Source organism: Neorhodopirellula pilleata (assembly GCF_007859915.1).
Lineage (GTDB): Bacteria > Planctomycetota > Planctomycetia > Pirellulales > Pirellulaceae > Rhodopirellula > Rhodopirellula pilleata.
Genome location: NZ_SJPM01000007.1, coordinates 175,167 through 202,164, shown reverse-complemented (window position 1 = coordinate 202,164; position 26,998 = coordinate 175,167). Strand labels below are relative to the sequence as shown.

At 56.1% G+C, this 26,998-nt stretch carries 24 protein-coding genes; 4 read left to right on the top strand and 20 right to left on the bottom strand.

The genetic code is table 11. The features are described from left to right. Positions 1-37 precede the first annotated feature (37 nt). The 4 genes from Pla100_RS17485 (at position 38) to Pla100_RS17470 (ending at position 6,957) form a co-directional block, all read left to right on the top strand. A complete protein-coding gene (locus Pla100_RS17485; RefSeq protein ID WP_146578985.1) occupies positions 38-796 on the top strand; it encodes a ThuA domain-containing protein in 759 nt (252 codons plus the stop codon). After that, positions 796-4,365 carry a PSD1 and planctomycete cytochrome C domain-containing protein gene (locus Pla100_RS17480; protein WP_146578984.1) on the top strand — a complete coding sequence of 1,190 codons (3,570 nt, stop codon included), beginning with the start codon at positions 796-798 and terminating at the stop codon, positions 4,363-4,365. The genes Pla100_RS17485 and Pla100_RS17480 overlap by 1 nt, the downstream gene beginning before the upstream one ends. Further along, positions 4,362-5,891, top strand: coding sequence for a DUF1501 domain-containing protein (locus tag Pla100_RS17475; RefSeq protein WP_146578983.1), 1,530 nt, complete (start codon positions 4,362-4,364; stop codon positions 5,889-5,891). The genes Pla100_RS17480 and Pla100_RS17475 overlap by 4 nt, the downstream gene beginning before the upstream one ends. 76 nt (positions 5,892-5,967) lie before the next feature. Beyond that, positions 5,968-6,957 (top strand): sugar phosphate isomerase/epimerase family protein, encoded by a 990-nt coding sequence (locus Pla100_RS17470; RefSeq protein WP_146578982.1) that lies wholly within the window; start codon positions 5,968-5,970, stop codon positions 6,955-6,957. Here Pla100_RS17470 and Pla100_RS17465 read toward each other — a convergent pair. The 20 genes from Pla100_RS17465 to nrfD all read right to left on the bottom strand — a co-directional run bounded on the left by Pla100_RS17465 (position 6,935) and on the right by nrfD (position 26,961). Next, positions 6,935-7,888, bottom strand: a complete 954-nt coding sequence (locus Pla100_RS17465) for a hypothetical protein (RefSeq protein WP_146578981.1) — start codon at positions 7,886-7,888, stop codon at positions 6,935-6,937. The genes Pla100_RS17470 and Pla100_RS17465 overlap by 23 nt on opposite strands. Further along, positions 7,885-9,114 carry a DUF1559 domain-containing protein gene (locus tag Pla100_RS17460; protein WP_146579095.1) on the bottom strand — a complete coding sequence of 410 codons (1,230 nt, stop codon included), beginning with the start codon at positions 9,112-9,114 and terminating at the stop codon, positions 7,885-7,887. Before Pla100_RS17460 ends, Pla100_RS17465 begins: the two co-directional genes overlap by 4 nt. Positions 9,115-9,131: 17 nt before the next feature. Next, entirely contained in the window at positions 9,132-10,010 is an 879-nt protein-coding gene (locus tag Pla100_RS17455; protein WP_146578980.1) for a DUF1559 domain-containing protein, read from the bottom strand. Between the two features lie 104 nt (positions 10,011-10,114). Continuing rightward, positions 10,115-10,561, bottom strand: coding sequence for a hypothetical protein (locus Pla100_RS17450; protein WP_146578979.1), 447 nt, complete (start codon positions 10,559-10,561; stop codon positions 10,115-10,117). A 38-nt stretch (positions 10,562-10,599) separates the two neighbouring features. Further along, a complete protein-coding gene (locus tag Pla100_RS17445) occupies positions 10,600-11,139 on the bottom strand; it encodes a hypothetical protein (protein ID WP_146578978.1) in 540 nt (179 codons plus the stop codon). Beyond that, a complete protein-coding gene (locus Pla100_RS17440) occupies positions 11,136-11,525 on the bottom strand; it encodes a hypothetical protein (RefSeq protein WP_146578977.1) in 390 nt (129 codons plus the stop codon). The genes Pla100_RS17445 and Pla100_RS17440 overlap by 4 nt, the downstream gene beginning before the upstream one ends. Then, on the bottom strand, positions 11,522-12,676 hold the full coding sequence (locus Pla100_RS17435; protein ID WP_146578976.1) for a type II secretion system F family protein: 1,155 nt from the start codon (positions 12,674-12,676) through the stop codon (positions 11,522-11,524). Before Pla100_RS17435 ends, Pla100_RS17440 begins: the two co-directional genes overlap by 4 nt. Next, positions 12,673-13,695, bottom strand: coding sequence for a type II secretion system F family protein (locus Pla100_RS17430; protein ID WP_197168030.1), 1,023 nt, complete (start codon positions 13,693-13,695; stop codon positions 12,673-12,675). Before Pla100_RS17430 ends, Pla100_RS17435 begins: the two co-directional genes overlap by 4 nt. Beyond that, on the bottom strand, positions 13,692-14,546 hold the full coding sequence (locus Pla100_RS17425; protein ID WP_146578974.1) for a hypothetical protein: 855 nt from the start codon (positions 14,544-14,546) through the stop codon (positions 13,692-13,694). Before Pla100_RS17425 ends, Pla100_RS17430 begins: the two co-directional genes overlap by 4 nt. After that, a complete protein-coding gene (locus Pla100_RS17420; RefSeq protein WP_146578973.1) occupies positions 14,543-14,923 on the bottom strand; it encodes a hypothetical protein in 381 nt (126 codons plus the stop codon). The genes Pla100_RS17425 and Pla100_RS17420 overlap by 4 nt, the downstream gene beginning before the upstream one ends. Further along, a complete protein-coding gene (locus Pla100_RS17415) occupies positions 14,916-15,551 on the bottom strand; it encodes an RNA polymerase sigma factor (RefSeq protein ID WP_231603162.1) in 636 nt (211 codons plus the stop codon). The genes Pla100_RS17420 and Pla100_RS17415 overlap by 8 nt, the downstream gene beginning before the upstream one ends. A gap of 395 nt (positions 15,552-15,946) precedes the next feature. After that, positions 15,947-16,330, bottom strand: a complete 384-nt coding sequence (locus Pla100_RS17410; RefSeq protein WP_146578972.1) for a cytochrome C oxidase subunit IV family protein — start codon at positions 16,328-16,330, stop codon at positions 15,947-15,949. Positions 16,331-16,392: 62 nt separating this feature from the next. Then, positions 16,393-17,637, bottom strand: a complete 1,245-nt coding sequence (locus Pla100_RS17405) for a cytochrome c oxidase subunit 3 (RefSeq protein WP_146578971.1) — start codon at positions 17,635-17,637, stop codon at positions 16,393-16,395. 136 nt (positions 17,638-17,773) lie between these two features. Further along, on the bottom strand, positions 17,774-19,516 hold the full coding sequence (locus Pla100_RS17400) for a cytochrome c oxidase subunit I (RefSeq protein ID WP_146578970.1): 1,743 nt from the start codon (positions 19,514-19,516) through the stop codon (positions 17,774-17,776). A gap of 83 nt (positions 19,517-19,599) precedes the next feature. Further along, positions 19,600-20,721, bottom strand: a complete 1,122-nt coding sequence (locus Pla100_RS17395; protein ID WP_146578969.1) for a cytochrome c oxidase subunit II — start codon at positions 20,719-20,721, stop codon at positions 19,600-19,602. Between the two features lie 123 nt (positions 20,722-20,844). Then, a complete protein-coding gene (locus Pla100_RS17390) occupies positions 20,845-21,768 on the bottom strand; it encodes an SCO family protein (RefSeq protein ID WP_146578968.1) in 924 nt (307 codons plus the stop codon). 20 nt (positions 21,769-21,788) lie between these two features. Continuing rightward, complete coding sequence (locus tag Pla100_RS17385; protein ID WP_146578967.1) at positions 21,789-22,094, bottom strand: hypothetical protein; 306 nt, start codon at positions 22,092-22,094, stop codon at positions 21,789-21,791. A gap of 23 nt (positions 22,095-22,117) precedes the next feature. Further along, positions 22,118-23,368, bottom strand: coding sequence for a hypothetical protein (locus tag Pla100_RS17380; RefSeq protein WP_146578966.1), 1,251 nt, complete (start codon positions 23,366-23,368; stop codon positions 22,118-22,120). Between the two features lie 122 nt (positions 23,369-23,490). Then, positions 23,491-25,443 carry a quinol:electron acceptor oxidoreductase subunit ActD gene (locus Pla100_RS17375; protein ID WP_146578965.1) on the bottom strand — a complete coding sequence of 651 codons (1,953 nt, stop codon included), beginning with the start codon at positions 25,441-25,443 and terminating at the stop codon, positions 23,491-23,493. A 99-nt stretch (positions 25,444-25,542) separates the two neighbouring features. Then, positions 25,543-26,961: an NrfD/PsrC family molybdoenzyme membrane anchor subunit gene (gene nrfD / locus Pla100_RS17370; protein WP_146578964.1), complete on the bottom strand. Its 1,419-nt coding sequence runs from the start codon at positions 26,959-26,961 to the stop codon at positions 25,543-25,545. Between the last annotated feature and the right edge of the window lie 37 nt (positions 26,962-26,998).

Genomic DNA, 26,998 nt, shown 5'->3' with positions numbered 1-26,998 from the left:
AGGTATTTCCTCCCTGACTCCCCCCTCCGAGCCCACCATGTTATCCCGCTTGTTTGTCTGTTTGTTCGGCATGTTTGTTTCGACCGTCGCGACAGTCGCGTCCCGTGGAGACGACACTGCCCCTCTCAACGTGCTGTTGATCACCAGCGGTTGCTGTCATGATTACGATTTCCAAGCCAAGGCGTTGCAATTGGCGACCGAGAAAGCCGGCGTTGCGGCGGTTTGGACGGTGGTCAACGAAGGCGGCAAGGGCACCGAAGCGGAGATCGACTTTTACGGCAACGACGAGTGGTCCAAGGGATTCGACGTCGTGGTCCACAACGAATGCTTTGCCGCAACGACCAACCCGGACTACATCCGCAGCATCACGCGGGTCCACAAGGCTGGCGTTCCGGCCGTTGTGATTCACTGTGCCATGCACACCTACCGAGATGCCGATATCGATGATTGGCGTGAATTCCTCGGCGTGACCAGTCGCCACCACGAGCATCAAGCCCGCTACCCCATCAAGATCGCGGCGGCCGACCATCCGATCATGCGGGATTATCCGGAAGCCCACACGTCGGCGATGGACGAACTTTATATCATCGAAAAGGTGTGGCCCAATACGACCGTCTTGGCAACGTCGGATAGTCAAAAGACGGGAAAAACCAATCCGGTGATTTGGACCAATCAATATGGTAACGCCCGCGTCTTTGGCACCACTTATGGCCACTCGCGGGAAACGTTCGAAGACGAAGTTTACTTAGAGACGCTTGTCCGAGGTATGTTATGGGCCGCTGGAAGGCTGGAGTGATGAGGGACCGAAACGCTGCGACATTCGTCTCAGGCATTCGGATGTGCGTGGCAGTCGGATTGCTCGGTCTGGGATCGTCTGTTGTTGCGGAAACCCCCCTTCCCAACTTTGCGAGCGAGATTCGACCTTTGTTGTCGGATCACTGTTTTGCCTGCCATGGTCCCGACGAACAAGAGCGTCAAGCAGGCGTGCGGCTCGACACCGCCGACGGGATCGCCGAGGTCGTCGACGCCGACGCTTGGGAAGAAAGTCTGATCGTGGAACGGTTGCGGACGGATGATCCGGACCTGATCATGCCGCCGCCCGGGCATCACAAACCCCTCGATAAGCAGTCCAAGCGACTACTCGAAGCTTGGATCGCCGGCGGTGCCAAGTTCGAAGACCATTGGTCGTTCATTCCGCCCAAACGAATTGAGACACCCGATCGAACCATCGACGAGTGGCTCGACCTCAAACTGAGCGAACGGGGCCTCACGCCCAACGGTCCCGCCGACCGGACCACACTCGCCCGTCGAGTTGCGTTTGACTTGACCGGCTTGCCGCCGACTTGGGATCAGGTGCAAGGATTGGTTAACGACCCGTCACCGCTGGCCTACGAAACATACGTCGATCGCTTACTTCAGTCACCCGCATTCGGCGAACACATGGGGCGTTATTGGTTGGACCTGGTTCGCTATGGTGATACCCACGGCTTGCACTTGGACAACTACCGCGAGATGTGGCATTACCGTGATTGGGTGATCAATGCGTTCAACAGCAACAAACCGTTTGACGTTTTCATCACCGAACAACTCGCCGGCGATTTGCTTCCCGAACCAACCGTCGATCAACAAGTCGCCAGCGGTTTTAACCGTTTGAACGTCACGACGAGCGAAGGCGGGTCGATCTACGACGAAGTGTTCGCCCGTAATGTGATCGATCGAACCGACGCCTTCGGCACCATCTTCTTGGGGTTAACCACCGGCTGCGCCGTCTGCCACGATCACAAGTTTGATCCGATCACTCAAAAAGACTACTACTCGCTTTCGGCGTTCTTCAACTCGCTCGACGGAAGCGCGCTCGATGGCAACAAAAAAGACCACCCGCCGGTGATCAAGATCCCTTCGCAAGAGCAAACCGAGCGGCTCGATGAAGTCGAACGCGAGTTGGCCCATCTCGACGAGCAACTCAAAGGTCCGCTCGACGAGGTGGATGCCGCCCAATTGGCCTGGCAACGTTCGCTGACCGATCGATCCGAAATCGTCAAAGCGGAATTGGTGCCGTCCGCCGCCTCCAGTGAGGCCGGCACGACCGTGACAGTGGTCGAACGCAGCATTGTCTTGGATCAACCCAAAGCAACCGATCATGTCGAGATCGTCTTGCCAATTCCGCCGGGCACGTGGCGTACGTTCCACTTGGAGGCCCTGACCGACGAGAAACATCCCCGGGTGGGATTGTCGTCCAACGGCAACGTCGTGCTCAGTGAGATCACGCTCGACTACCGCGATAACGGACGAGCCGATACGGGTTGGCAACAGATTAAAATCGCCACAGGTCACGCGAACATCCAACAAGACGACAACGGATATGCCATCGAAAAAGCCTTCGACGGCGTCATCGACCTGGACACCGGTTGGGCCGTCGCCGGTCACGACAAAACCGGGCCTAGGTCAGCTCAATTTGAATTGACCGATCCGCTCGAGGTCACCGCATCGGCTGACAACCCGGACGCAGGACCTGAATTGCGGGTGCGGATGAGCTATCAATCGCGATACGCACAGCACATGTTTCGCGCCGTCGAGTTCCAGCTATTGGAATCGGCGATCCAGGAGTCCGTCACCCCCTCGATCCGCCTGGGCGATGTTCATGTGATCGGACCGATCGAGCGTCAGGATTCCAATGCGGGATACGCGGACGTCGTCGCCGGTGAGAACCTAGATGCGTTTGATGCGGACGCGGCGATCACATCAGGCGATCGAACTTATCGATGGCAACACCGGGCCGACGTGCTTCCAGTTTTGACGAACTTCGTTCCCAAGTCGTCCGATCATGATAGTGCGACCGTGTTGCATCAGACGATCGAATCGGAAAAAGAGCAAACCATCGAAATGACCATCGGCAATGATGGCGGTCACGTCGTGTTTCTCAACGGAGCGAAGATCGACGAGCAGCGTGGACCGGCCAAATTTCAGCCGCTGCGAAAAACGGTTTCGTTGAAACTCAAGAAGGGTACCAACCATCTGTTCATTCGCAGCGTGTCGCAACCAGGCCAAGATCAAGGCCGACTCGCGTTCGCGTTCCCATCGTCGGAGGTGGAGATCCCAAAACGTTTGGCGAAACGCCTAGACGCCTTGGCATCGGTTCCTGCGGATCAACAAGACTCTCACCAAATCAAAGCACTTCGTTCGTTCTATCGATCGTCGTATTGCAGTCACCCGCAATGGTTGGCTCTTCAAGACATGCGGAGCGGCCTATTGAAGATGAAGGATGAGGTTCAGAAACAAATTCCGACGACGTTGGTCTGGAAAGAAACCGCCCAACCTCGTGACGCCTTCGTCCTACAACGCGGGCAATACGATTCACCCGGTGAGAAAGTTGAACGACGTACTCCCGAATTCTTGCCGCCGATGCCGAAGGATGCTCCCTCGGATCGACTGGGCTTGGCGCAGTGGTTGGTTCATGAAAATCACCCGCTGACCGCGCGTGTCGCGGTTAATCGGTTTTGGCAACAAGTTTTTGGAATCGGCTTGGTCAAGACGAGTGAGGATTTTGGCAACCAAGGCAACCCGCCGTCGCACCCGGAATTGCTCGATCAACTTGCGATCGAATTTCAAGAGAGTGGATGGAACGTGAAAGCGTTCATGAAACGTTTGGTGATGACCCAGGCGTATCAACGCGGTGCGAAAACATCTCTGACGTTGCTGGCCGTCGATCCGACGAATCGCTTGCTTGCTCGCGGTCCTCGATTCCGGCTCGATGCGGAGATGTTGCGGGATCAAACATTGGCGATCTCAGGTTTGCTTGTCGACCAACAAGGCGGCCCGAGTGTGAAGCCGCCACAACCCGCCGGGTTGTGGGCCGCCGTCGGGTACACCGACAGCGACACGGCCGTGTTTGTCGCCGATGAAGGTGATCGAATTTACCGACGCAGTGTTTACACGTTTTGGAAACGCACTAGCGCCCCGGCCGTGATGACGACGTTCGACGCACCGAGTCGTGAATCTTGCACGGCCCGGCGTGAGCGAACCAACACACCGCTGCAAGCACTGCTATTGCTCAACGAACCGCAAACGTTGAAAGCGTCCCAAGAATTGGCCAAACAAGCCCTGTCGTGGAATGACTTATCGGTCTCCGGTGAAATGGATGTTCCGTCGGCACGTTTGGTTCGGTTGTTCCATCATGTCGTGTTGCGAACGCCCGAACCGGAGGAAGTCAAAACGTTGTCGCGTCTGGCGACGGATTTGGGTCACTACTACGCCAACGATCTCGACCAAGCCCAATCGTTGGTCGGGATCAGTGATGCCGAACTGGCGGCCTGGACGGTACTTTCTAATACGCTCTTGAATCTCGACGAAGTGGTCTGCAAATGAATCCGACTCAACCCACGCTCGCTTCGGATTGGCTCAATGCGTCCGAGGCTCAGACTCGCTTGGCTCAGCTTTCGCGTCGTTCGCTGTTCTCGAGATCATGCTTAGGGCTCGGTGCGGCGGCGTTGGCATCGCTCGACACACCTTGTTCCCTGCTTGCTGCCGAATCCGTTCCAACTTCCACGGCGGACTTCGCATCAAAACCATCGGGGCTGCCTGGCTTGCCGCACCATGAACCGGCCGCCAAGCGGGCGATCTATTTGTTCATGTCTGGGGCGCCGAGCCAAATGGATATGTGGGATCACAAGCCGGTCATGGCGGATTGGTTCGACAAAGACCTGCCCGAATCGATACGCCAAGGTCAACGCTTGACAACCATGACGAGCGGCCAAGCCCGGTTCCCGATCGCGCCGAGCATCTATTCGTTCACACCGCACGGGCAAAACGGAACGATGGCGAGCGAGTTGATCCCGCACATGGCGGGCAAAGTCGACGAGATCGCGTTGGTCAAATCGATGTGGACCGAAGCGATCAACCACGATCCGGCGATTACCTATATCTGCACCGGAAATCAATTGCCCGGCAAAGCGTCGCTGGGTTCGTGGTTGAGCTATGGCTTGGGAACCGAGAACGCAGACCTGCCCGCGTTCGTCGTGATGACGGCATCGTGGACGGGACGCAAACAAGCCCAAGCGCTATTCAACCGCTTATGGGGCAGCGGTTTTTTGCCGAGCAAGTACCAAGGTGTGGCGCTGCGAAGTACGGGAGACCCGGTATTGTATTTGTCCAACCCCGAGGGCATCGACGCAACCGTCCGGCGTCGGATGCTCGATTCGCTCGCCGAACTCAATCAACAAACGCTGCAACGGATCGGTGATCCGGAAACGGAAGCCCGAATCGCCCAGTACGAAATGGCGTTTCGGATGCAAACGAGCGTGCCCGAATTGGCTGACCTCAGCGACGAGCCACAACACGTGTTGGATCTCTACGGCCCCGAGGTGCTCAAACCGGGCACCTACGCGAACTGCTGCTTGATGGCTCGTCGGATGGCCGAGCGTGGTGTGCGGTTCACTCAAATTTTCCATCGCGGTTGGGATCAACATGGCCAGCTTCCCACTGACCTTCCCAATCAATGCCGCGACGTCGACCAACCTTCGGCGGGTTTGTTAACCGACTTAAAACAACGGGGTCTGCTCGACGATACGTTGGTCGTTTGGGGGGGCGAGTTTGGACGAACGGTTTATTGCCAAGGCACACTGACGAAAACCAATTACGGACGCGATCACCATCCCAAGTGCTTTACGGTGTGGTTGGCCGGAGCGGGGATCAAGCCGGGAACCGTCTTCGGCGAAACGGACGAGTTCAGCTACAACATTGTGAAAGACCCCGTTCATATCCGGGACCTGAACGCCACAATCTTGCATCAACTCGGAATCGATCACGAACGGTTCTCATACCCATTCCAAGGTCTCGAACAAAAACTGACCGGCGTTGAAGATAGCCGAGTCGTTCAAGAAATCCTGGGATAGGGTTCACGCGATGCTTACCAAGTTCCCGGAATCCTCGCGAGTTCAGCTACCACTTCATTTTGACACAAAGGCAATCATGATCAATTCACGCCGAGGCTTCTTGGGACTCGCGTCCACCTTGCCTTTGATCCCGCTGGCACAGGCGGTCGGTGCCGAGTCCGACTCGAGGTCGCCGCTCGCGACGGAAAACTTAGGGCCACGAAAGACGCATCCCATCATCCTGTCGACTTACTCACTTTGGCGATTTCGCAATGAGGAGTTCCGTGACTTTGATCGATGCCTCGACGTCGCCGATGAAATGGGATTCGATGGCGTTGAACTGTTACTCTATCAACTGGACCAGAACGAGCTACTCAGCCATTCCAAGTTGATGTCTTACAAACGCCGCGCCCTGTCGCTCGGCTTGCCGCTGATCGGTATGTCGACGCATCAGGGATTCGTGACGCCCGACCCAGAGCTTCGCAAACAAAACATCGACCGAACGATCGGCCAAATCGAACTCGCCTATCAACTCGGGATCCCGACCATGCGAGTCAACACCGGACGCTGGGGGACATCGAAAGATTTCGATGCCTTGATGGCCAATCGAGGTGTCGAACCGCCGCTGGATGGTTACACGGACGAAGATGGTTTTCCGTGGGTCATCGACGCCCTGGAGCAATGCGTTGCCGTCGCCGAAAAATGTGGCATCGTGCTGGGACTGGAGAACCATTGGGGTCTCGGTTTGACACCCGAAGGGATTTTGCGAATCATCGACGCCGTCGATTCGCCTTGGTTGCAGATCACGGCTGATACGGGCAACTTTCTGGAAGATCCCTACGAACGGCTCGATAAGATCGCTGCCCGGTCGATCTTGGTTCAAGCGAAGACTTATTACGGTGGCGGCCAGTGGTATTCATTGGACCTGGATTATCAACGGATTGGTCAGATCCTACAGAAGCACGATTACCGTGGTTTCATTTCCTTGGAGTTCGAAGGCATGGAAGACTATCGAACTGCGATTCCCAAAAGCCTCGAACTTCTTCGCCAAGCGTTCCCTCGGGTCAAAACAAACGCCACGCCTTAGCATTCAGATCGGCGGTTAATTGAGGATCGTCGGCGCGGTCGATCAGGTCGTAGTAGGCATAGGGATATTTGAAAACATGTCCCAAGCCGAGTGTTTTGTCGCCACGTTTTTGCCAGTACGCCAAATCGTCGGGCCGTAGCGGGCTCGGGGCATGCGGCTTGATCTTTCGGTCTCCCGATTGAGGACCTTGGCGGACAACCGTTAGGTATTTCCGAAACGCCACTCGACCGCTTTCGGCCCATTCGACGTCGCCCATCGCCGCGAGTTCGACAAGCGATTGCCCGAACGTGAGCAAGTGCCCGGTAAAGCCTTGGCCGTAATCGACGAAACGGTCCATCGCATCGGACGCTTCCTTCAAGATGTAACGCGAGATTTCTTGGGTGCTGTCAAAAGGCGGTGGATCGATGTCATCGTCCGGAGCCACGTCCCGCCAAGGCTGGAATGCTTTGATCAAATTGCAAACGCCTTCCACTCGTTCGGGAGTCGCCGATTCAGGCAGCATCCGGAAACCTTTGATCGCGTGCATCGCAAAGATCGCGTCATGACCGACCTGCCGTAACACGCCACTTCCATCGGCGAACGCCCGACCGATCTGTTCCGCCGCGTCTTCGACCGGGTCGGCTGCCGCAAAGGGTTCGCATAACGTACCGCTGGCCCAATTGAGATCGAACAACTCAATGATCCGGTTGGCAGTTGGGTCGTCGAGCCCGTTATCGACGCACATCAAATGAGCCGAGATCATCGACGCGCCACGATGGCCGTCGGCAAAATAGTTTCGCTCCGGTGCACGGGCTAACGCATTGAGCCCTAAATCGATCAAGCGTTTCTGCGACAGGCCGGGCTCTTCGGCAATGGCAAAACGATCCAAACCGGCGAGCGATAGCGACAACGCCGCAGCACTTTGGATCGCGAAATCACGTCGACTGATCATATCTCGGAACCGATCAATTCACCTTGCCCGCGAGTTCCCAAAGCCCCCCACAATCCGAACGGGCTTTCGCTGCCGGGGGCTCGAGGTCCTTCTCCGTTTTCGACGACCGTACCGAGTTCATAGCCACCGGCCTCGATCGAATCCGTTATGAACCGAATCGAACCATCGGCCATGCCGACATGAGCGCCGCCTTGATGTCGGCTGCTGATGGTGAGGGTCCCGACGGTGGCTTCATCACCACCAAAACAAAGTTCCCGGTTGGGCGGCAGGGTCGTGTTGCATCCCGTCATCAACGGCGTCGCGTCAGCCCACCGGAAGCCGCGTCCGGCGAAATTTGGCGGCAGCGTCATGTTCGCTCCGCCGGTCCAAAACATCGGACGCGTTGGATCAATTTGATCTCGGCAAATGGTAATGTCATCAAGTACCCCGCCACTCCATCCGTTTTGAAGCGAGGGCGAGGTTCGTGTATCCATGTCACCTAAGTCGGTAGCAATTTCGCCCAAAAGAATTGTAGCGGACAATCCGTCGGTGCAATCATCCAAGCTCGTGATCATTCGCGGTACGAACATTCCGCGGCCGGTCACTCGCATCAGCGATTCGCCGCTGGGTGACCATGTCATGCCGTCGTGACGCCAGAGTCCGTCGTCCAAGCCTTCGACCGCGTCGCCCAGACAAGCCGTGTAATTCGTTCGTCCCATCGATGGGAAACCCAATCCCGGATCGGACGGACATCGATACGTGGATACCTCGGTCGACCATGGCTCATAAGCGGACACCGACGGTGACGGCCCCATCGCCGGGTATCGAAAATCTTGATTAGGTTCGCCCATGTAATCCATCGATGCGAACCCAAGGTCATCGTCATCCACCATCGTCTCAGGTGTCGGCCCCATGTGCGATTCGGCGACCCGATCCCACATCGGCGATTGACCGACAAAGGGCGTGATCGAGACCAAGAAGCTCAAGCGAAACTGATTCGTGTTCGCAGGATCATTGGCGTTGCTAAAGGTGCCCGTTGCGTGAGGTGGAAGGTGCTCGAACGCATCGTGGTACTGACTGACGCCCAACGAAACCTGCTTCAAGTTATTGCTGCAACTCATCCGCCGTGCTGCTTCGCGAGCCGCCTGAACGGCGGGCAATAACAGCCCGACAAGAATCCCGATCACACCGACGACGATAAGCAATTCCAATAAGGTGAAGCCGGTGTGCGGTTGAGTTGGTTTCATCATAGTTTCGCGTTTAGCTAGTAATCATCGCCCATCATCGCCCCGTCGGACCGATTGCCTAGATTCGAGTAGACCACCGGATCAATGCTCTCTGACAAGAACCGCACGGAACCATCGGCGAATCCGAATTGGGCACCACCGGTGTGAGCGCTGCCGAATCCACCGACGAACGACTTGTCGATCTCGTCATCGGGAATCTCTCTCTCGCTATTCCAAACGCTCATGCCAGTGATCGCCGACGTATTTCGAAGTGACGCCCGCGTTCCCGACGCCCAACCCAATCCATCTAGATTCGGCAACATCTCACCGACTAAGATTGTATGCGAACTTCCGTCGTAGATGTCGCTGTAACGAACATCGCTATTTAAAAACAACAATCCGGAATTGTCCTCGTCGATGGGGGCCTCCACATGATGATGGCATCCGGCATAGTTGCTCAGTCCGGATGAATCGTCGGAGGTTCTGGCGTAAGGAAAGGAAGGGCACAAAAACGCGGGAATCGCCACGGCCCGAGCCGGTGCATTGGCCGGATCGTAGGTGCCCAGCTCGATGTCGAATTGATCTGCCACCCCCCGCTGTTCGATGTAGGGCAGCAACTGCACGAGGAAACTGACGTGCTGCCCGACTGGTTCGTTGACGATCGGACCGCTCTCACTGATCGAGCCGCTGGGCAGGTGCTCATGTGAGAACTCAAAGTTATGGCAGGCCAAGTTAATCTGCATCAGGTTGTTCGAGCAGGAACAACGCCGGGCCGCTTCGCGAGCGGCCTGGACCGCCGGCAACAGCAACCCCACCAAGACGCCGATGATGGCGATCACCACCAACAGCTCCACCAACGTAAATCCGCGTGACCGCTTCTCATCATGCGGGCTACGGGCGCGTACAAAATCATTCATCGGTTCATTCCCCATTGAATCAGTTACCGTTCCAAAATAGATACAACTCGTAGGCTGGGTCGCAGCGATCGCGACGACCCGGCATCCCGATCATCACCTCGCGGTCACTCTCTCTCCGCCTCGTCCGAAACTCGAACGTCGCGAGAACGCCGAGTCACTACAGGCACACCATCACGGCTTTCAATCACCGCAGTGACTCGATAGGTCACCGATCCATCCGACGAGGAGTCGGACTCAGAAGACGATTCGGAACCTCGCCGGATCGTCAATGTTCCGCTGGCGTAGCGGGGCAACGCCTCCGTCAAGTCGATCGTTCGGTCCGATTCGGGCGATTCCATCAACACTGAACGGATGCCACGATCGAGCAGCCAGCGCGTTTGTTCGAGTTGCCATTCGTTACGCATTTGATGTCGGGCACGCAAACTCGACCGGATCATCAAGCCGGTCAGTGTGATCGCGACACCCATCGCTACCAAAACGCAAATCAACACCATCCCGCGATGATGTCGGCGCTCCGGGCGGAGAGAACGAAACCGACGCGAGTGAGTCATGACGTCTCCTTTCCTAAGGCAGCTAAGCCGCATTGAAATCACCTTCCATTGGCTGATAGCGGATCGAGACGCCCGAGCCTTGCCCGGACGTCAAGGTCCGAGGGACGCGGAAACCCGAGGTCGGGCTGCGCCATCGGTCGCTTTACCGATAACGTGATCCACGAACGATCATCAACGGACCAATTCCATTCCGAACCGTCCTTGAAACGAAAACGTTCTCGAGACGGTAGGGAATCGCCTTCCACTCCGGGCTCAAGACGAGTCACGTCCGAACCGTCGATCCCGTACTCGATTCGAAGATCGTCGGACACCAAGATCAACTCTGTATCGGACTTGGATTCGACCGAGGTCGTTCGATGCACGTCATCGCGAAACTGCCGTGACAATCGCATCAACTGGTCATGATGTCGCGAGTTCTCACGCATCTTGGACGACAGCGTAAACGATTGATGGATCCAGACCGTCGCCATCAAAAACAAACTCGATGCGATCGTCATCATGATGATGGTCTCGACCAGCGAAGTTCCGCGACGATATTTTCCGGTTCGGCGATCCAAAGCGGACACGATCATGGTCATGGAGAAACCTCCCGCGTCGGGGCGGTAACCCATCCGGTCAATCGCACCGGAGCCACCGGGTAAGCAGAGCGCCACGTGAGTTCCATGTCCACACGGTCACCCAACGAATCGCGAACCCGCGTCGCGGTGATCGTGGGTTGATCAAGGTTTTCTTGAGCCATTTGCGACGGCTGTAGGTTCGAAATCAACTGATCGATTTCATCAGGGGCGGCATCAGTGATCCGCTCGATCTGATTGGCCAGCTCGTTCATGGCGATCCGTTGGTGTCCCACCTCGGACCACATTCGCGAGGCGCGAAACGCCATCGTAGTGACGGTCCCCATCGCGACCATCAATACGGACGCGGCCACGACGCACTCGATGACGGTGGTTCCCGGGCGTTTCATGCCAACACCTCGACGAGACGATAAACGGAACTGAAAACGGCGATCGCGGTAAACATCACGACCGCCGTGAGCGAGATCAAACCGACCAACGAAAGCGTTTGAAGCAGCCAAGCATTTCGATGCTGGCGTCGGTCTCGGTGGCGAGTCGCCAAATGCATCAACAACCAAGCTTGCGTGCGCCGGGCGTGCTCGGGAACGTCCCATCGATCGGCTTGGTCCGTTCCGTTAGTTGATCCGTCGGCCGAAGCTGGGGTCTCCGCCAGGACCAGCCCCGACGCTTCTTGATGGGTCAAGAATTTCTGTTCTTGCAAGGATTGCCAAGGTTCAGTTCCTCGGGCAATCGCTGTCGAAGCTGCCGACAACCGGGCACGCAATTGAGGCGTGGGATGGTATTGGGCCAATGTCCCGATCCCTGCTGCCAGCGGACGACCTTGACGAACAATCATCGCGAAGAGTGCCAATAGATGAGCGGTCTGTTCAGACAGTGATCGCCGTTTTCCGCGTCGCCAAAACGACTTGCCCTTGAGCCGACGTTGGATCACAAACAACGAAACCAAAAACAAAATTAACGACCAAAAGATCAATGCGTCATAACGTGAAATGGCAATCAGCCACAGCATCGATGTCGGCAATGCGATCTCGAATTCGTCAAACATCTTCTCGAACGTGGGAATAATGAACAGCATCAAGAACGAGACGATTAACCACGTCACGACAAAGCCGAATCCGATCTGAAACAAACGACCATCAACGCCTCGGCTGAAATCAAAACGCTGCACCGTAGAACCATCCAACTCGGCTCTATCCCTCGAGTCGTCCTGGCGGAGCAATGAAGCCAGCGTTTCCCGGACCGTTCCCGTTTCACTGGCAAGACGCAATGCCAAGACCGCCGACGGGTCCAATGCCCCCGGCGTTTGTTCGAGGGCGTCGACCATCGACATTCCCTCGGAAAGCAAACCGGCGACTTGTCGAATCGAGCGAGCCTTTCGCCCGGAAAACTCATGAGCCAGGTTTTCGACCAGCTTGGTCATGTTCCGAGGATCTTCCGCGCCTAGTTTGCCGCCGGGATCCATTTCGATCGCCATCAACAGAACCCGAATCAAGGCTCGCTCTTGCGGTTTGGAGATGGTGAGCAGGTAATGCGTGATCATGACAACCCCGAGATGAGATTAATCAACGGCATGAACAAAGCGATCAAAATAAACCAAACGATGAACCCGACTGAAACGACCATCAACGGTGACAACCATCCCAATTGCCACCGCGATCGCAAACGATCGCGATCCCAATAAACCTCAGCGACCCCTCGCAGCATTGCTGCTTTGTCGTCCGTTGATGCATCCAAATCAAATGCCGACGAAAGCAAGTGACATGATTGGCCACGAAAATGCGTGATACCGGCAAAGGGTTGCTCACCGCGATGGACGCGATCGGCCCACGCCGCACTGCCGCTTCGCAGCCAACGTCGACCGGTTGCCGATCCGGCGATGGCGATCGCGGTGGATTCGGGCTGACCGCTTTGCAATAACAACGAGAGATGCCAAGCCCAATCGGCCCAAACTTTTCGGGTCGAGTCGAACGCACTCCCAAGCCACTTTGGCGGCGTATCGGCACGACGCTCGTTACCGCTAATCATCCATACGAAAGCGAACACACACGCCGCCAACAGCAATCCGGCGAGATACAACCATGGACTCAAGATCCAATGTGAGAGCCCGATGATCGCCACCGTCGGCAACGGCAATAGCAAACCAAACTCGTCGAACATCCTTTCGAACACGGGGACAACCAGCCAGCAGGCTCCGATCAACACCAGACCACTGATTCCCAAAATCATCGCCGGATACAACAAGGACGACCACCATGGTGTGCCGGTGAAACGTTGTTGCCATGCACGCGTTACAGCCCGCTGCACGACTTCGTCGATATCGCGTTGCGTCGGATCGTTCTTCTCACGCAGCCCGAGGTAGATCTCGAGCAACATCGGCTGGCCGAGAACTGATTCGATGCGATCGCAAAATGCGAGGTAATCCGCCAATCGCATCAAACGACGACGAAGCGATCCACTGAGCGAATCCGCCGTTGCGGCCAGCGACGAGACGACTTGGTCGCGATGCCGGATCATCTCGGCCGATGAAAGTGGTGTCGGGGAGGGTTGGTTGGTGTTCATTGAGTTGACCAAATGACGGATTCGGACAAGTCGTAAATCAAGGAAACCAGCGGCGAGAACAGCAGCCATCCATAAGCCATGGCTCCGCCCCCACCCAACAAGATGATGAGGATCATGGGCGCGAGCACCCGCAAGCGTATCAACCGCGAAGCCGCGAGACTTTGCAAGTACTCGTGCGAAAGTCCAGACGTCGAACGATCGTTCAACCGGGACCGCAGCATTTTTTCCGCAAACGCGGCGTTCCGCGTCGATCGGTAGCGGTTGCCCCCGATCCAAGCGACCGATTCGGCGGCGAACCGGGTCGTTCCGATCAAGACGACAATGGCAAGTGATCCGAACGCGCAAACCAAGGCCGCCGCGTATAAGTATGTTGCCGAGATTCCTCGATTGAGCGAGGTCGGGCCGATACCGACCGAAGCCTTGGGGAGCAAAGCCATGTCCGCTCGCATCGCCTCGATAGTCGGCGTCGAGAACTTCGCGAACACCACCATGCCGATCGCGGCGACGATCAACATCAACGAGAGATACAGCCACACCGATCGAGTGACGGTCGTCAACGCGGCGTCGATGTCATTACTCAGTTGCAATCGTTCTAACGCTAAGTCACTCCGTCCGGTCGTCACGAAAGCGACCAGGGATGCCATGTACGTTTCAGGCATCTCGTCGGTCCACGATGTCCGCATTTCCAGCTCGTCGATCGATCGGCCGCCCAAGTCCATCGGCACCCCGGTGAGTCGGGCCGCCCGCAAGATCGCGTGGAACTCCGCGTGCTGTTGCCTCGTCGGAAACGGACACGTCGGAAGCGTTCGTTTCGGATTCGGGGACGATTGACTCGTTGGATCGGAACTCATCGCTGCACCCGACGCCAATCCGCAAATACTTCGCTGAGTGCCCACTGCCACGACGTGCCCGATTCGGACACTCCGATCGTATTGGTTTGACGCGCCACGTGTGCCCGGCGGGTCGCTTGCGAAAACAGTTCGTCGGCGGTTCGGCCGCGAGGAACCAACGACAATCCCAGTCCGCCGACGACCAACGTCATGGCCATCACGCCACTGGCGGCACTGAACGAAAAAAACCATCGCCGCCGCCGGTGTTTCCGATCGACCCCGTCACGAACACATTCCAAGATACTGGCTCGCAATTCGTCTCGAGGACGGATGTAATTGCCCGCATTGCGAAGTAAGTCATCGAGCGGCACCGTGTCATCGAAGAATGGTTCATTCATGATGACCCACTCCCGAGCTTTCGGTTTCGTGCGACGCCAAGAGTTGTGCCAGCTTCTGTTTCGCGTAACGATAGCGACTGGCGGCCGTCGACGGTGTGATCTCCAGCACGTTGGCGATGTCCGCGAACGTCATGTCTTCCCAAATCTTCAACACGACCACTTCGCTTTGTTGCATCGGCAGCTTCCGTAACGCCAACCAGACTTCGCGGTATCGTTCTTCGAGTTCGATCTCGTCGACGCGGCGATGCGTTAACAAATCGCACAATCCGTCGATCAATCGCCATCGTGGTTTGCGTCGACCAATCAGTAGCGACTCGTTCCGAACCATTCGTAGTAAATACGCCCACGGGTCGTCGCAGCCGGCCAGTAACTTGGGTTGGCGAGCGACCTGAATCAATGTCGTTTGCACTGCGTCTTCGGCATCGTGTTGATTGCGGGTGATCGTGGTCGCGAAGCGAACGAGTCGTTGCGACGTTAGATCGATCAAACCGCAGATCGCGTCCTCGCCCAATCGAGCCAAATTCTCGGCGCGAATGGCGACCGCGTTCTGGAATTCCGATCTAGCCGGATTCGCCGCCATTGGCGATCGGGCTTGTGGGGATTGCGGCGGTGGTTCAAATTCGCTCATCAATCTCCAGATGCGCACGCGAGAAGAATTTGTCTAACCGATTTGAAGATTCTCCAAAAATCAGTCGACCGAGACGATTCATATGGTCTCGGTGCCCGCGTACACAGCCGGTAGGTTGATCCTCCGGCCTTGTCCGTGACAAATTATTCTAACGCAAATGAACAACTCGCTGGGTCTTTGAACTTTCGCCAGACGACGGCCAGCGAGCCGTTGATTGAATCGTAACCCGAAGCGTGAGCGAGGGATGAGTCAACATCAATTATCCCTCGCTTACGCTTCGGGTTACGATTAAATCAACAGACCGCCAGGCTTACGACGAGCCTGAGCCACTTTGTCAGGCGAACCACAGCGGTGAAACCGTCGTCCGATGGCTCGATCGCGGCGAAAAACAAAGCTTAGAAGTCACCAACAGCGACGGGCTCGTCGCGGATGGGCTCGAACGAGTCGGACGTCATCTTGCTGTCACTGAGCGTGAAGATCACGAACAGGCCGACGAACACGAACGACGACAAGAACACGATCACATTGAACGCTTTGTCGGCGATCAAGTGCATGAAGAACAATCCGACTAACAACGCTTTGATCGTCGCGATTCCCATTACCACGGCGATGTCAAAACTACCTAAGTCAAAACTCGCTTGCGCGACCGTGATGATCGTCAGGATGACCAATGCGAAGAACACGGCGAACAAAACCGGCAGCGGCATCGGGTGCGCGAAATCATGTTCGTCGTGGTGGCCGTCTGCGGAGTGACCGTGATCAGGGGATGTTGCCGACATCGGATGGGATCGTTCGAAATGAGGTGAAAGGAATCAGTCGCGAGGGCAAGCCGGTGAAGGCTTTAACGAATCAGGTAAAGCAGCGGGAACAGGTAGATCCAAATTAAGTCGACCAAGTGCCAGTACAAACCGACATAGTCCACCGGGCCAAAGTACTGCTTGTTGAAGTCTTGACGAATCGCACGGATAAGCAACCAGACCAAAACGCCGATACCCGCGAGAATGTGGATCGCGTGAACACCGGTCATGCAGTAATAGATACCGAAGAACACACCCGCTTGTCGTTTGGTCAGCACGTCCTGTTCGATTGACTCAATGCCCATGTCAGCGTCCGCATCGGAAGGCAAGACCTGACCGCTGGCTAGTTCGGCCTGGGTACGTCGCGCGTTCAGGAGGTCCTTCGCACCCGTATTGATGTCTTGGGCGGCAAGCATTTCAACGGCGGTATCGTCGCTCGTTTCGGCATAGTCCGCAATCACTCCGCTAGCGGCGTCGTGCGAGTGATCGGCGTCGTCATGCGCGTACTCAGAATGATCGCCATCCACATGAGCGACGGCGTGATCGGCCCCGTGACCTTCGCTACTGCCGCTTTCCAGAATCATCCCCAGTCCAACGCCGAGGAAGAAACTTAAGCAGACAACCACCAACGGCTTGGCACATTCAAACTGAAAATGTTTCTTCTGCACAAACGCAAGAATCGCCCAAATGACGGTGCCGACCAGCAGCAAGAAGAACGGAGCACACAGGAAGTACAAACTGTTGTGCAGAAAGTAAGCCGCACTTTCGGAGAACCCGTGTTGCTGCACCATCTGTTCCATCGTCGGGTGCGGGTTCGCCTCGCTGTAGAAATAACTACCCGGTGGCAGCAAACCCATGCCCCATTTGTGCGAGTATTCGATCGACTTGACGCCGAGAAAGACCATCGCACAGGACAGCGTGCTCGCTATCAGAACGACCAATTTTTTATGTTCTTCGGTTTGGGCACAACGAACGGCCCAAGCCATCGTGAGCGAACTAAATAGCAGAACACCGGTGTTGATCGCGCCGAGTTTCGTATTCAAGAACTGGCTGCAGCCTTCGAACACCTCCGGCCGCAACATGCGGAAGATGGCGTACGCGCAGAACATCCCACTGAAGAACAACACTTCGGTGACCAGGAACAACCAAATCCCCAGCTTGCCGCTGTCGAACTGTTGTTCGGGTGTATCGAAATGGTGGGCGAGCCACGCCGGATGATCATGATCGTGGTCGTGGCCGTGCGAATCGTGAGTTTCGGATTCAGGTGCCGGGGAATCGATGGTTGCCATTATCGGGACGACTGCATGGATGAGCTAAAATGGAAGCCGACGTCATTCCGAACGCCGACGCAAGTTATAGCCGATCGTCCCATGGATGCACGAGACGATCAGCGAGACATTTCGCCGCATACGGCGAGTTACTTATCTATTTCTGTCCGCCTGCGTGGGCAGGCACTTCATTGGGCTTCTCTTCGGGAACCAGTTTGCGTTCCGGTTCCGTCGAGATGTACTTCTCTTCAGCCGCATCCCACTCGATGTTGTGGAAGTCGTACGGGTCGCCTACCACCGGTGGACGTTCGAAGTTGTAGAACGGCGGCGGGCTCGTGCAGTGCCATTCCAACGTTGCACCACCCCAAGGGTTGGCGGGAGCACGCTTGCCTTTAGCCAGCGACATCATCAACACGACGAAGGCGTAAAGCAAACCGACGCCGAGCAACAAGGCACCGTAGGTGCTCATTTGGTGCAAGAACGCGAACTCGGGATCGTATGTCGCATAACGACGAGGCATTCCGCGGCTACCCAAAACGAATTGGGGCAGGAACGTCAGGTTGAAACCGAGGAACACGAGCAACGAGGCAATCCGGCCGTGCGTTTCATTGTAAAGCTTTCCGACCATCTTGGGCCACCAATGGAACACACCACCGAGGAAGGCGATCAACGTGCCGCCGACCATCACGTAGTGAAAGTGAGCGACCACGAAGTACGTGTCGTGCAGGTGCAAGTCCGTCGCGAGCGTTCCCAGGAACAAGCCCGTCAAACCGCCGATCGTGAACAGGAAGATGAACGAGATCGCATAACACATCGGCGTCGTCAGGCTGATCGACCCCTTGTACATCGTCGCGAGCCAGTTGAACACCTTGATCGCCGAGGGCACCGAAACGGTGAACGTCAACGCCGAGAAAATGATCGTGGTCAGCGAGCTCATACCCGAAGTGAACATGTGGTGTCCCCAGACCAAGAATCCGAGCAACGCGATCGCGATCGAGGAGTAAGCGATGAAGCGGTATCCGAAGATGTGCTTGTGGCTGTGAACGCTGATCAATTCGCTGATGATGCCGAACGCCGGCAAAATCATGATGTAAACGGCCGGGTGGCTGTAGAACCAAAAGAAGTGTTGGTAGGTCACCGGGTCGCCATTGAACTCCGGATCAAAGATCCCGATGTGCATCGTTCGCTCGGCGATCAACAGCAACAACGTGATACCCAGAACCGGGGTTGCCAAAACTTGAATGATGCTCGTCGCGTAGGTCGCCCACAGGAACAACGGCATCTTGAACCAGGTCATTCCCGGTGGACGCATCGTGTTGATCGTGACGATGAAGTTCAGTCCCGTGAAAATCGAACTGAACCCGAGGATGAACGCACCCAACGTCGCCAAAATCACAGACGTGTCCGTGGTCGTCGAGTAAGGCGTGTAGAACGTCCAGCCGGTATCAAGGCCGCTGCTCATCAGAGCGGAGACGAAGAAGATCGCACCAAAAACCCACAGGTAAAAACTGCTCAGGTTCAACCGAGGGAACGCAACGTCCTTGGCTCCGAGCATCACCGGCACGAGGAAGTTTCCCAGTGCCGCCGGGATGCTGGGGATGATGAACAAGAAAACCATGATCGCCCCGTGAAGGGTGAATACTTGGTTGTAGATGTTGTTCGCCTCGGCACCGGTGAACATCCAGCCTTCCGGATCGAGCAAATGCAAACGAATTCCGAGAGCGAGCAAACCACCGATGGCGAACGCCGTCATGACCCCGATCAAATACATCAGTCCGATGCGTTTGTGATCGAGCGTGAACATCCAACTCAAGATTCCTGATGAATTGGTCAGATAGTTCTCGCGGTCGGTTGGGTAGCCGGGATCACGGCTGCCCGAGGGCACTGTGGTCGTGGCCATGAAGTCACCTCTTCGTCGAAGTTCGTTGTGATTGGATTGGATGGTTGATCGAACGGGGCGGCCGTTCGGAGTTTTTAAAAAGTCTAATTTGCCGTCATCGCCGGTTCGGCGGGTGCGGGCTGGGTCGAGCTGAGCTCTTTGAGGTATTCGATGATCGACGCAATGTCATCGTCGCTGAGTTGCCCCTTGTAGCTGGGCATGACCGGTTGGTATCCAGCGACCACTTTGGCCTTGGGCATCAAGATCGACTCGCGGATGTAATTGTCGTCGACGACGACTTCGTCACCGGAGGTGAGCCCGTGCCGCGACCCGTACAAATCCTTGAACGACGGGCCAACTAACTTCGTACCGTCGATCGAGTGGCAGCCTGAACATCCTCGTCGATTGTACATTAGATTTCCCCAAGTAGCCGGGGGCATATCCGGAGGTTTGACGCTGTTTGCTTTGATCCACGCATCGAGTTCCTCTTGCGTTTCGTGGACCACGACAGCGGTTTGCATTTCAGAGTGGTTGGTACCACAGTATTCGGTGCAGTACAGGTCAAAGAACGTATATCCCTCGGGAGTAAACTGGTGCTTGTCGTAGTCCCATGGTACGCCCTTATTCTGTTCGGTTGCCTTGGCCAAGACGTCGTCGGAAACCTTCTCGCTGGCGACGGTCGGCTTGAACCACATGTAGTTGTATCGGCCCGGTACGATGTCCTTCTTCGCCCGGAACGCCGGCACGAACAGACTATGAATCACGTCGGTGCTGCGCATCGATAGCTTGGTCGGTTCGTCTTTGACGATGTGCAGTTCCGGATGGAACGTGCCCGCACCGTAATCCATCGTCCAACCCCACTTGAAGGCTTGGACACCGACGTCGTAGGAACCTTCGGGAGGCGTTCGCATATCGAGGTACGAGATCGAACCTTGAACGAACATCCAAACCAACAGGATCGAAGGCCCGACCGACCAGGTGAGTTCAAGGGCGGTGTGGTGGGACAGTTGGCTCTCGGCCTTGGTGCCCTTTGCCTTGGTGTACTTGATCATCGTCCACACCATGAACGCCATCATCGGGATGAAGAACACCAGGCAAACGTACAGGATCATGTCATAGACCCAATCCACTTCAGCGGCGAAGGAAGAAGCTTGCTTGGGGAACCAAAAGCTATCTTCGATGTCGGCGAGGAAGCCAAGGCTTCCTGAATGGAAAGGAACTTGCATCAGGTTTTCAATTGCCGCAATCATGGTCGTTCAACCAAATCGGTTGTCAAAGGAACGTATCGTTGTATGGGATATAGGTCGTGAAATTCGCCAAGAACTTCGACGTGTTGATCGTTGGGTCCGCTAGGGAGTTGGGTTTGCTTCGGGGCGACTCTTTGGTGTGTTCGGGTTGCCTTTGTCCCCGACCCAGTAGGGCAGTAGGACCAAGAACATCATGAAGATTGTGACCGCGCCGCCGAGTCGCATGATCTTCCACGACTGAGCCACGTAGCTGTTTTCCGCCGGATCGTAGCTGTAGCACCACAATACGAATTGATCGACGATGCCGCCGACTTCACCTTGTCCGGCTTCCACCAACGCGAGCTTCATCTGGTCGGGTGGAAAAGCCACGCCCAGGGAGTAACGCGTGATCACGCCATCGGGTGAGAGAAACGCGAGCATCGCCGGGTGTGCGTATTCCTTTGTCGTCGAATTGTATTTGTAGGAAAACCCGACTTCGTCCGCCAACTTCTTGACCACCGCTGCGGTCGTGCGGGTGAATTCCCATCCGCTCGACGCGTTCTTGTGCGAGGGGACCTGTTCGATGTATTTGGCCTTCGTCTCGCGGAGTCGTTGGTCGGTATCCTTGGGATCGATACTCACGCTGAGTAATTGATAGTCGTCACCAATTTGCAACTCAGCTTTCTCGAGTGATTGGGCGAGCTGGTTCAGCTGCACGTTGCACAGCATCGGGCAGTTGCTGTAATTGAGCGTTAAGATCAAAGGTCGCTTGCCGTCGAGATAATCGCCGAGCCGCTTCTTTTGGCCGAGAGAATTGATCAGCGGCAAATCTTTCGAGACTTGAGCACCGAGTTTCTGCTCCACCGTCACGTCGCGAACTTCGCGATCGATGCGGTCGTTCAGAATGACGTCGGCACCTTCCTGCATCGGCCCCGTGTTGGGCTGGGCGACGGCGGTTTGGCTGAACCAAGCCAACAGACATAACCCCACCGCCAGGCGAACGCCCGAGGTCGAATCAAGTCGGTAAGAGTTGGTGAAAGACAGCATGTGGGTGAATTGAATCGCTATTAAGCTTCGTCGCTGGTGGGTTCGTCGGATGCCTGGGCGGCCATTTTCTTCATCACTTCGCCGATCGGCACGGTGATTTTTCCGGTTTCGGGATCGACACCGTACTTCGAAATTTCCTCCGCTTGGTCGGCCAAAACCCGATTCTGTCGGAGATAGCTGGACGACTGAACTTTTTGATCGTCCACGTAGCCGGCCATCGCGAAATACAGCACCTGAACCGCTAAGACGGTAACCGCAGTCACCACGATGGAGATCACGCTAATTGTTGCAATTCGCTTGCCGTTTAAGTCGTCGTAGGCAGCCATTTTGTTTCTACAGAATAGGGAGATTAAAAGTTTTCAAACGCCAATGACTCGCCCAAACGGGGGTCACGCACGGGCAACAATTTGGAATTTCCGGCCACGATCAGAACGAGTCCGAGCATCAGTGCGATCATGCCCACCACACACAACAACGTCGAGGCAACACCGACCGCCCCGCCCGCTCCGATGCCGGCTTCGGGAACGATCGCCCAGTACAGGTCGACGAAGTGCAGAACCAAGATGTAAGCACTCCAAAACGCGACCGCCCAGGGTCGACGACGCACGTGACGGCTCATGATGCCCGCAAACGGAAGCCCCCAGTGCAGCACCATCAATGCGATCGAGATCGGCCCCCAGGTTTCCGAGAAGCCCGGGTAGCGGGTGGCGTACCAGTGCGTTTCCTCAGGAATGTTGCCGTACCATATCAGCATGTATTGGCTGAACGAGATGTAGCCCCAAAAGCAAATGAACCCGAAGATCAATTTGCCCAAATCGTGGTAGTGTTCCACGGTCACTTCGTCTCGCATCGCACCTTGTTTCTGGAGAATGAAACTGAGCAATGCGATCGCGCAGTGGGCCGACAGGATGCTGCCGGTGAAGATGTAAACGCCGAACATGGTCGAAAACCACATCGGGGCCAAACTCATCACCCAATCAAACGCCGCGAACGAGGTGCAGAATGCGAAAAGGATCACGCACGGACCGCTGCGAGCTTGCATCCGTTCGGTCAGTGTGATTTCACCGGTTTGGTCTTGGAGTTGGCTCTTGGAAAAATACCACCACGCGATGCCGCACCAAATCGTCAAATACAACACGGCCCGAAACGCAAACCAGCCGGGATTGAGCCAACGCAGTTTCTCGGCCCATACCAAGGCGGGAACACCGTGCTCGGCTTGATAGCCTGGGTCACTCCACGAGTACAGCGAACCGGCGTAGGCGGACCAAACGATCGGGATAAACAAAATCGCCAAGGGGATGATCATGATCATCATTAGCTCGGCGATCCGGCGGACCACAACGCTCCATCCCGCCCGAGCGAGATGCTGGATCAGGACAAAGAACATCGAGCCCAACGCAAGCGTCAACGCGTACATGTATGCCGTCAAGTAAGACGACATTCCGAAGCGTCCGCCGAGCGAGGCGGTCCCGAGAAACGAACCGCCGACCAACGCAATCAGGCCGACGATGCACAACGGAAACGACAACCCCGAAAGCTTAGCCGGCAATTGAAACGCCGGATCATCCGCGGGTTTTAGAGGGACGGCATGGTGTGACATGGGAGCGTTGAAATCGAAGGACGTGGGAGGTGTGTTGGTGGTGAAACGGGGTGAGCGTTTCGTTCGTGTTGGCGAAAGTCGTGATAACTTTCCGATGAAGCGTCAGGGTCTCTAATAAGGGTTTAGGTCGCAGCAGCCTTGGCGGCTTCGGCTTCGGCGGCCTTTTTCAAATCAGCTTGAATCTTCTCTTGAAGTTGCTTCACCGACTCCCGCTGAGACGCGGGCACGTCATCGAGCGACGCCGATCGGCTCGCTTGCAGAGCGCGAACGTAAGCGACGATCGCCCAACGATCATGGGCTTTGATTTGCGACGCATAACCGGGCATCTTGCGGATGCCGTTGGTGATCGTGCTGAATAGCTTGCCGTCGGGATAGGCGTCTTGGTGCAGCGTCACGTCGTGCATGTTCGATGGCGGCGTCCAAGTGGTTGCCAGGATTTGTTGGGCACGCTGATTGACCAAACCATTTCCGGCCCCGTTCATGCCGTGGCAGACCGAGCAATAAATATTGAATTGCTGTTGTCCCTGTTGAAGAACGGCTTCGCTCAATACGAGTGGGTTTTGCTTCAGCCAAGGCGTGTTGTCGACAGCGGCGGGGGCGGCGGCTGCCGATGTGTCTCCGGTCGCGGGCTGGAGTGACTCCGGCATCGCGGGTTTCTCCGCCGGTTTCGAATCCGGTGTCGATTCAGACTTCGGCTCAGGCATCGGTTCCGGTTTGCTCGGTTCTGGCTTTTCTTCTTCCGGCTTCTTGTCCTCGGGCTTCTTGTCCTCGGGTTTCATTTCCTCGGATTTCTTCTCTTCAGCCTTCTTCTCTTCTGCCTTCGGCTCTTCAGGCTTCTTCTCTTCAGCCTTGGGCTCTTCGGACTTTTCCGCCTCGGGCTTCGATTCCGACTTCATCTCAGGTTCATCCGACTTCGGTTCCTCAGATTTAACTTCTTCGGACTTAGCGTCTTCGGCCTTCGCTTCGTCAGCCTTTGCTTTCTCATCGCCAGCTTTCTCAGCGTCAGCTTTCTTGGGTTCTTCTTTCTTCGGCTCGGGCTTGTCTGCCTCTTCCTTTTTCGGTTCAGGCTTCTTTTCTTCGGCAGGCTCCGGCTTGGTCGTTTCCTCGACTACCTCCACAACTTCATCGTCCCCGGTCGGCTCGTCCGATTGCATCATCGCAACGAGACGCTGAGCGCGAGGGGCATCGATGCGGGCGAGTTCTTCCATGTTGATCCCGGTTTGGAAATCCAGGTCCCAATCCAGAGCTCCGCGGCTGACCGTTCCGGGTACGTCGGGTCGGTTGGCACGTCCGTCGGCGAACAAGGTCGATGTTTGTTGAGCGTCCTTGGCGGGCGAGAAGTCCATGTCTGGGAAGATATGGAAACGTGGCGATTCGCTCTTGGTCACTCGCATCCGCGCGACCACCAAAGCCGGGATCATCGACAACGCGATCAACGTCGCCAAACCTACCAGCAACACCTTGGGAATCGTCTTGGGAGTGTCGTCCTCGACGACCGTCTCGATGAACTCACCGCCCAAATCGGACAACAGATTCTTGGCCCCGGCTTCGTCAAATCGACTGTCTTTGGCATCGAGGAAAAGGAAAAATGTGTCGTCGGTCGCACGATCGAACCGTGGACTGGTGAACATCGGATTGCTGAACTTGGGCAACCCGTTGAGCGCCCACATGCCAAAAAACGTCCCGAAGGATGCCAACAGAATGGTCAGCTCGAACGTCACCGGAATGAACGCCGGCAACGAGATATAGGGTTTGCCTGAGATGATGTAGGGGTAATCGATCCCGTTCATCCAGATTTGCATCGTCAACGCGATACAGGTCCCCGTCAAACCGGCGGCCAGAGCGATCCAAGGCAATACCGTTGGCTTGATCCCCAGTGCCGTGTCGATCCCGTGAACGGGGAACGGTGTGAATGCGTCCGCCTTGGTGTAACCCGCATCTCGCACGCGACGGCAGGCGGCCAACAACGAATCGACATCCGAAAACTCGGCAACGACGCCGTGGACTTTCTTTGCTTCGCCGGACGTCGATGTCGACGCGGGAGTGGTTTTCGGTTGGGTGAGGGTGGTAGCCATCAGGATGATTTCAAAAAGCGTTTGAACAAACGGTCGGGATTGCTGACCGACGGACTATCGTCTGGAAAACAGGACTTCGAACAACTCTATCAAGTAATGCTAACTATGCGTCGCGGTGTGGTCTTTGTGGGCGGCGTGCAGTTCTTTCGCCAACGTGGCCTTGGTCTCCGCCATGTTGATGATCGGCATCAAGCGACAGAACAACAAGAACAGCGTAAAGAACAACCCGAACGAGCCGATCAACATCGCCCAGTCGACCCACGTCGGACGGAAGTAGGCCCAGGCACTCGGCAAGTAGTCGCGGGACAAACTGGTGATCGTGATCACAAATCGTTCGAACCACATTCCGATGTTCACAAAGATCGAAACGACGAACATGATCCAAGGCGTCGTGCGGGCTTTCTTGAACCAGAAGATATTTGGCGATATCACGTTGCAGGTAACCATCGTCCAGTATGCCCACCAATACGGGCCGAACGCACGGTTGATGAACGCGAACTTTTCTTCTTGAACTTGACCGTACCACGCGATGAAGAATTCCGTTCCGTAAGCCAGGCCCACGATCAGGCCCGTCGTCAGGATGATCTTGCACATGTTCTCCAGGTGCCGGATCGTGATTAGCTTTTCAATTTTGAAGATCGAGCGGGCGGGCACCATCAACGTGATCACCATCGCGAACCCTGAGAAAATCGCCCCGGCGACGAAGTACGGTGGGAAGATCGTCGTGTGCCAACCGGGCACCTGCGAAACCGCGAAGTCGAACGAAACGATCGTGTGCACCGAAAGAACCAGCGGGGCGGCGAAAGCGGCCAGCAACGCGTAAGCCTTTTCATAACGCATCCAGTGTCGCGACGAACCGCTCCAACCGAGCGCCAAAACACCGTAAATTGCGCGGCGGAATGGGTTCTTGCTGCGGTCACGGAACGTCGCCAAGTCGGGAACCATGCCCATGTACCAAAATAGCAACGAGACGGTTGCGTAAGTCGAAACCGCGAAAACGTCCCAAAGCAGCGGCGAACGGAACTGCGGCCACATCCACAAGTTCAAACTCGGGTAGGGTGCCAACCAAAACGCCAGCCAAGCCCGACCGACGTGGATACCGGGGAACGTCCCCGCACATACCACCGCGAAAATCGTCATCGCCTCGGCGGTGCGGTTGATACTCGTCCGCCACTCTTGGCGAAACAAGTACAGAATCGCGCTAATCAACGTTCCCGCGTGGCCGATACCGACCCAGAACACGAAGTTGACGATCGGCCAACCCCAGAAGATCGGAGCCCGGTTGCCCCACACGCCGACACCGGTGTAGATCAGGTAGGCGATGCACAAACCCAGCATCGTGGCCAAGTGGACGGCCACCAGGAAACCAATGATCCAAGCCTTGGTCGGCGGGTTTTCGGCGATCTTGCAAACCGCTTCGGTGATCGAATGATAATTCGTATCGCCCAGAACAAGCGGAGCACGCTGTCCGGGACGTTCGATCGTATTATCCAGACCGTTGGGAACTGCGAGAGACATGGATGAAGTTTGAAATGAGAAGTTGGAAGTTTGAAAT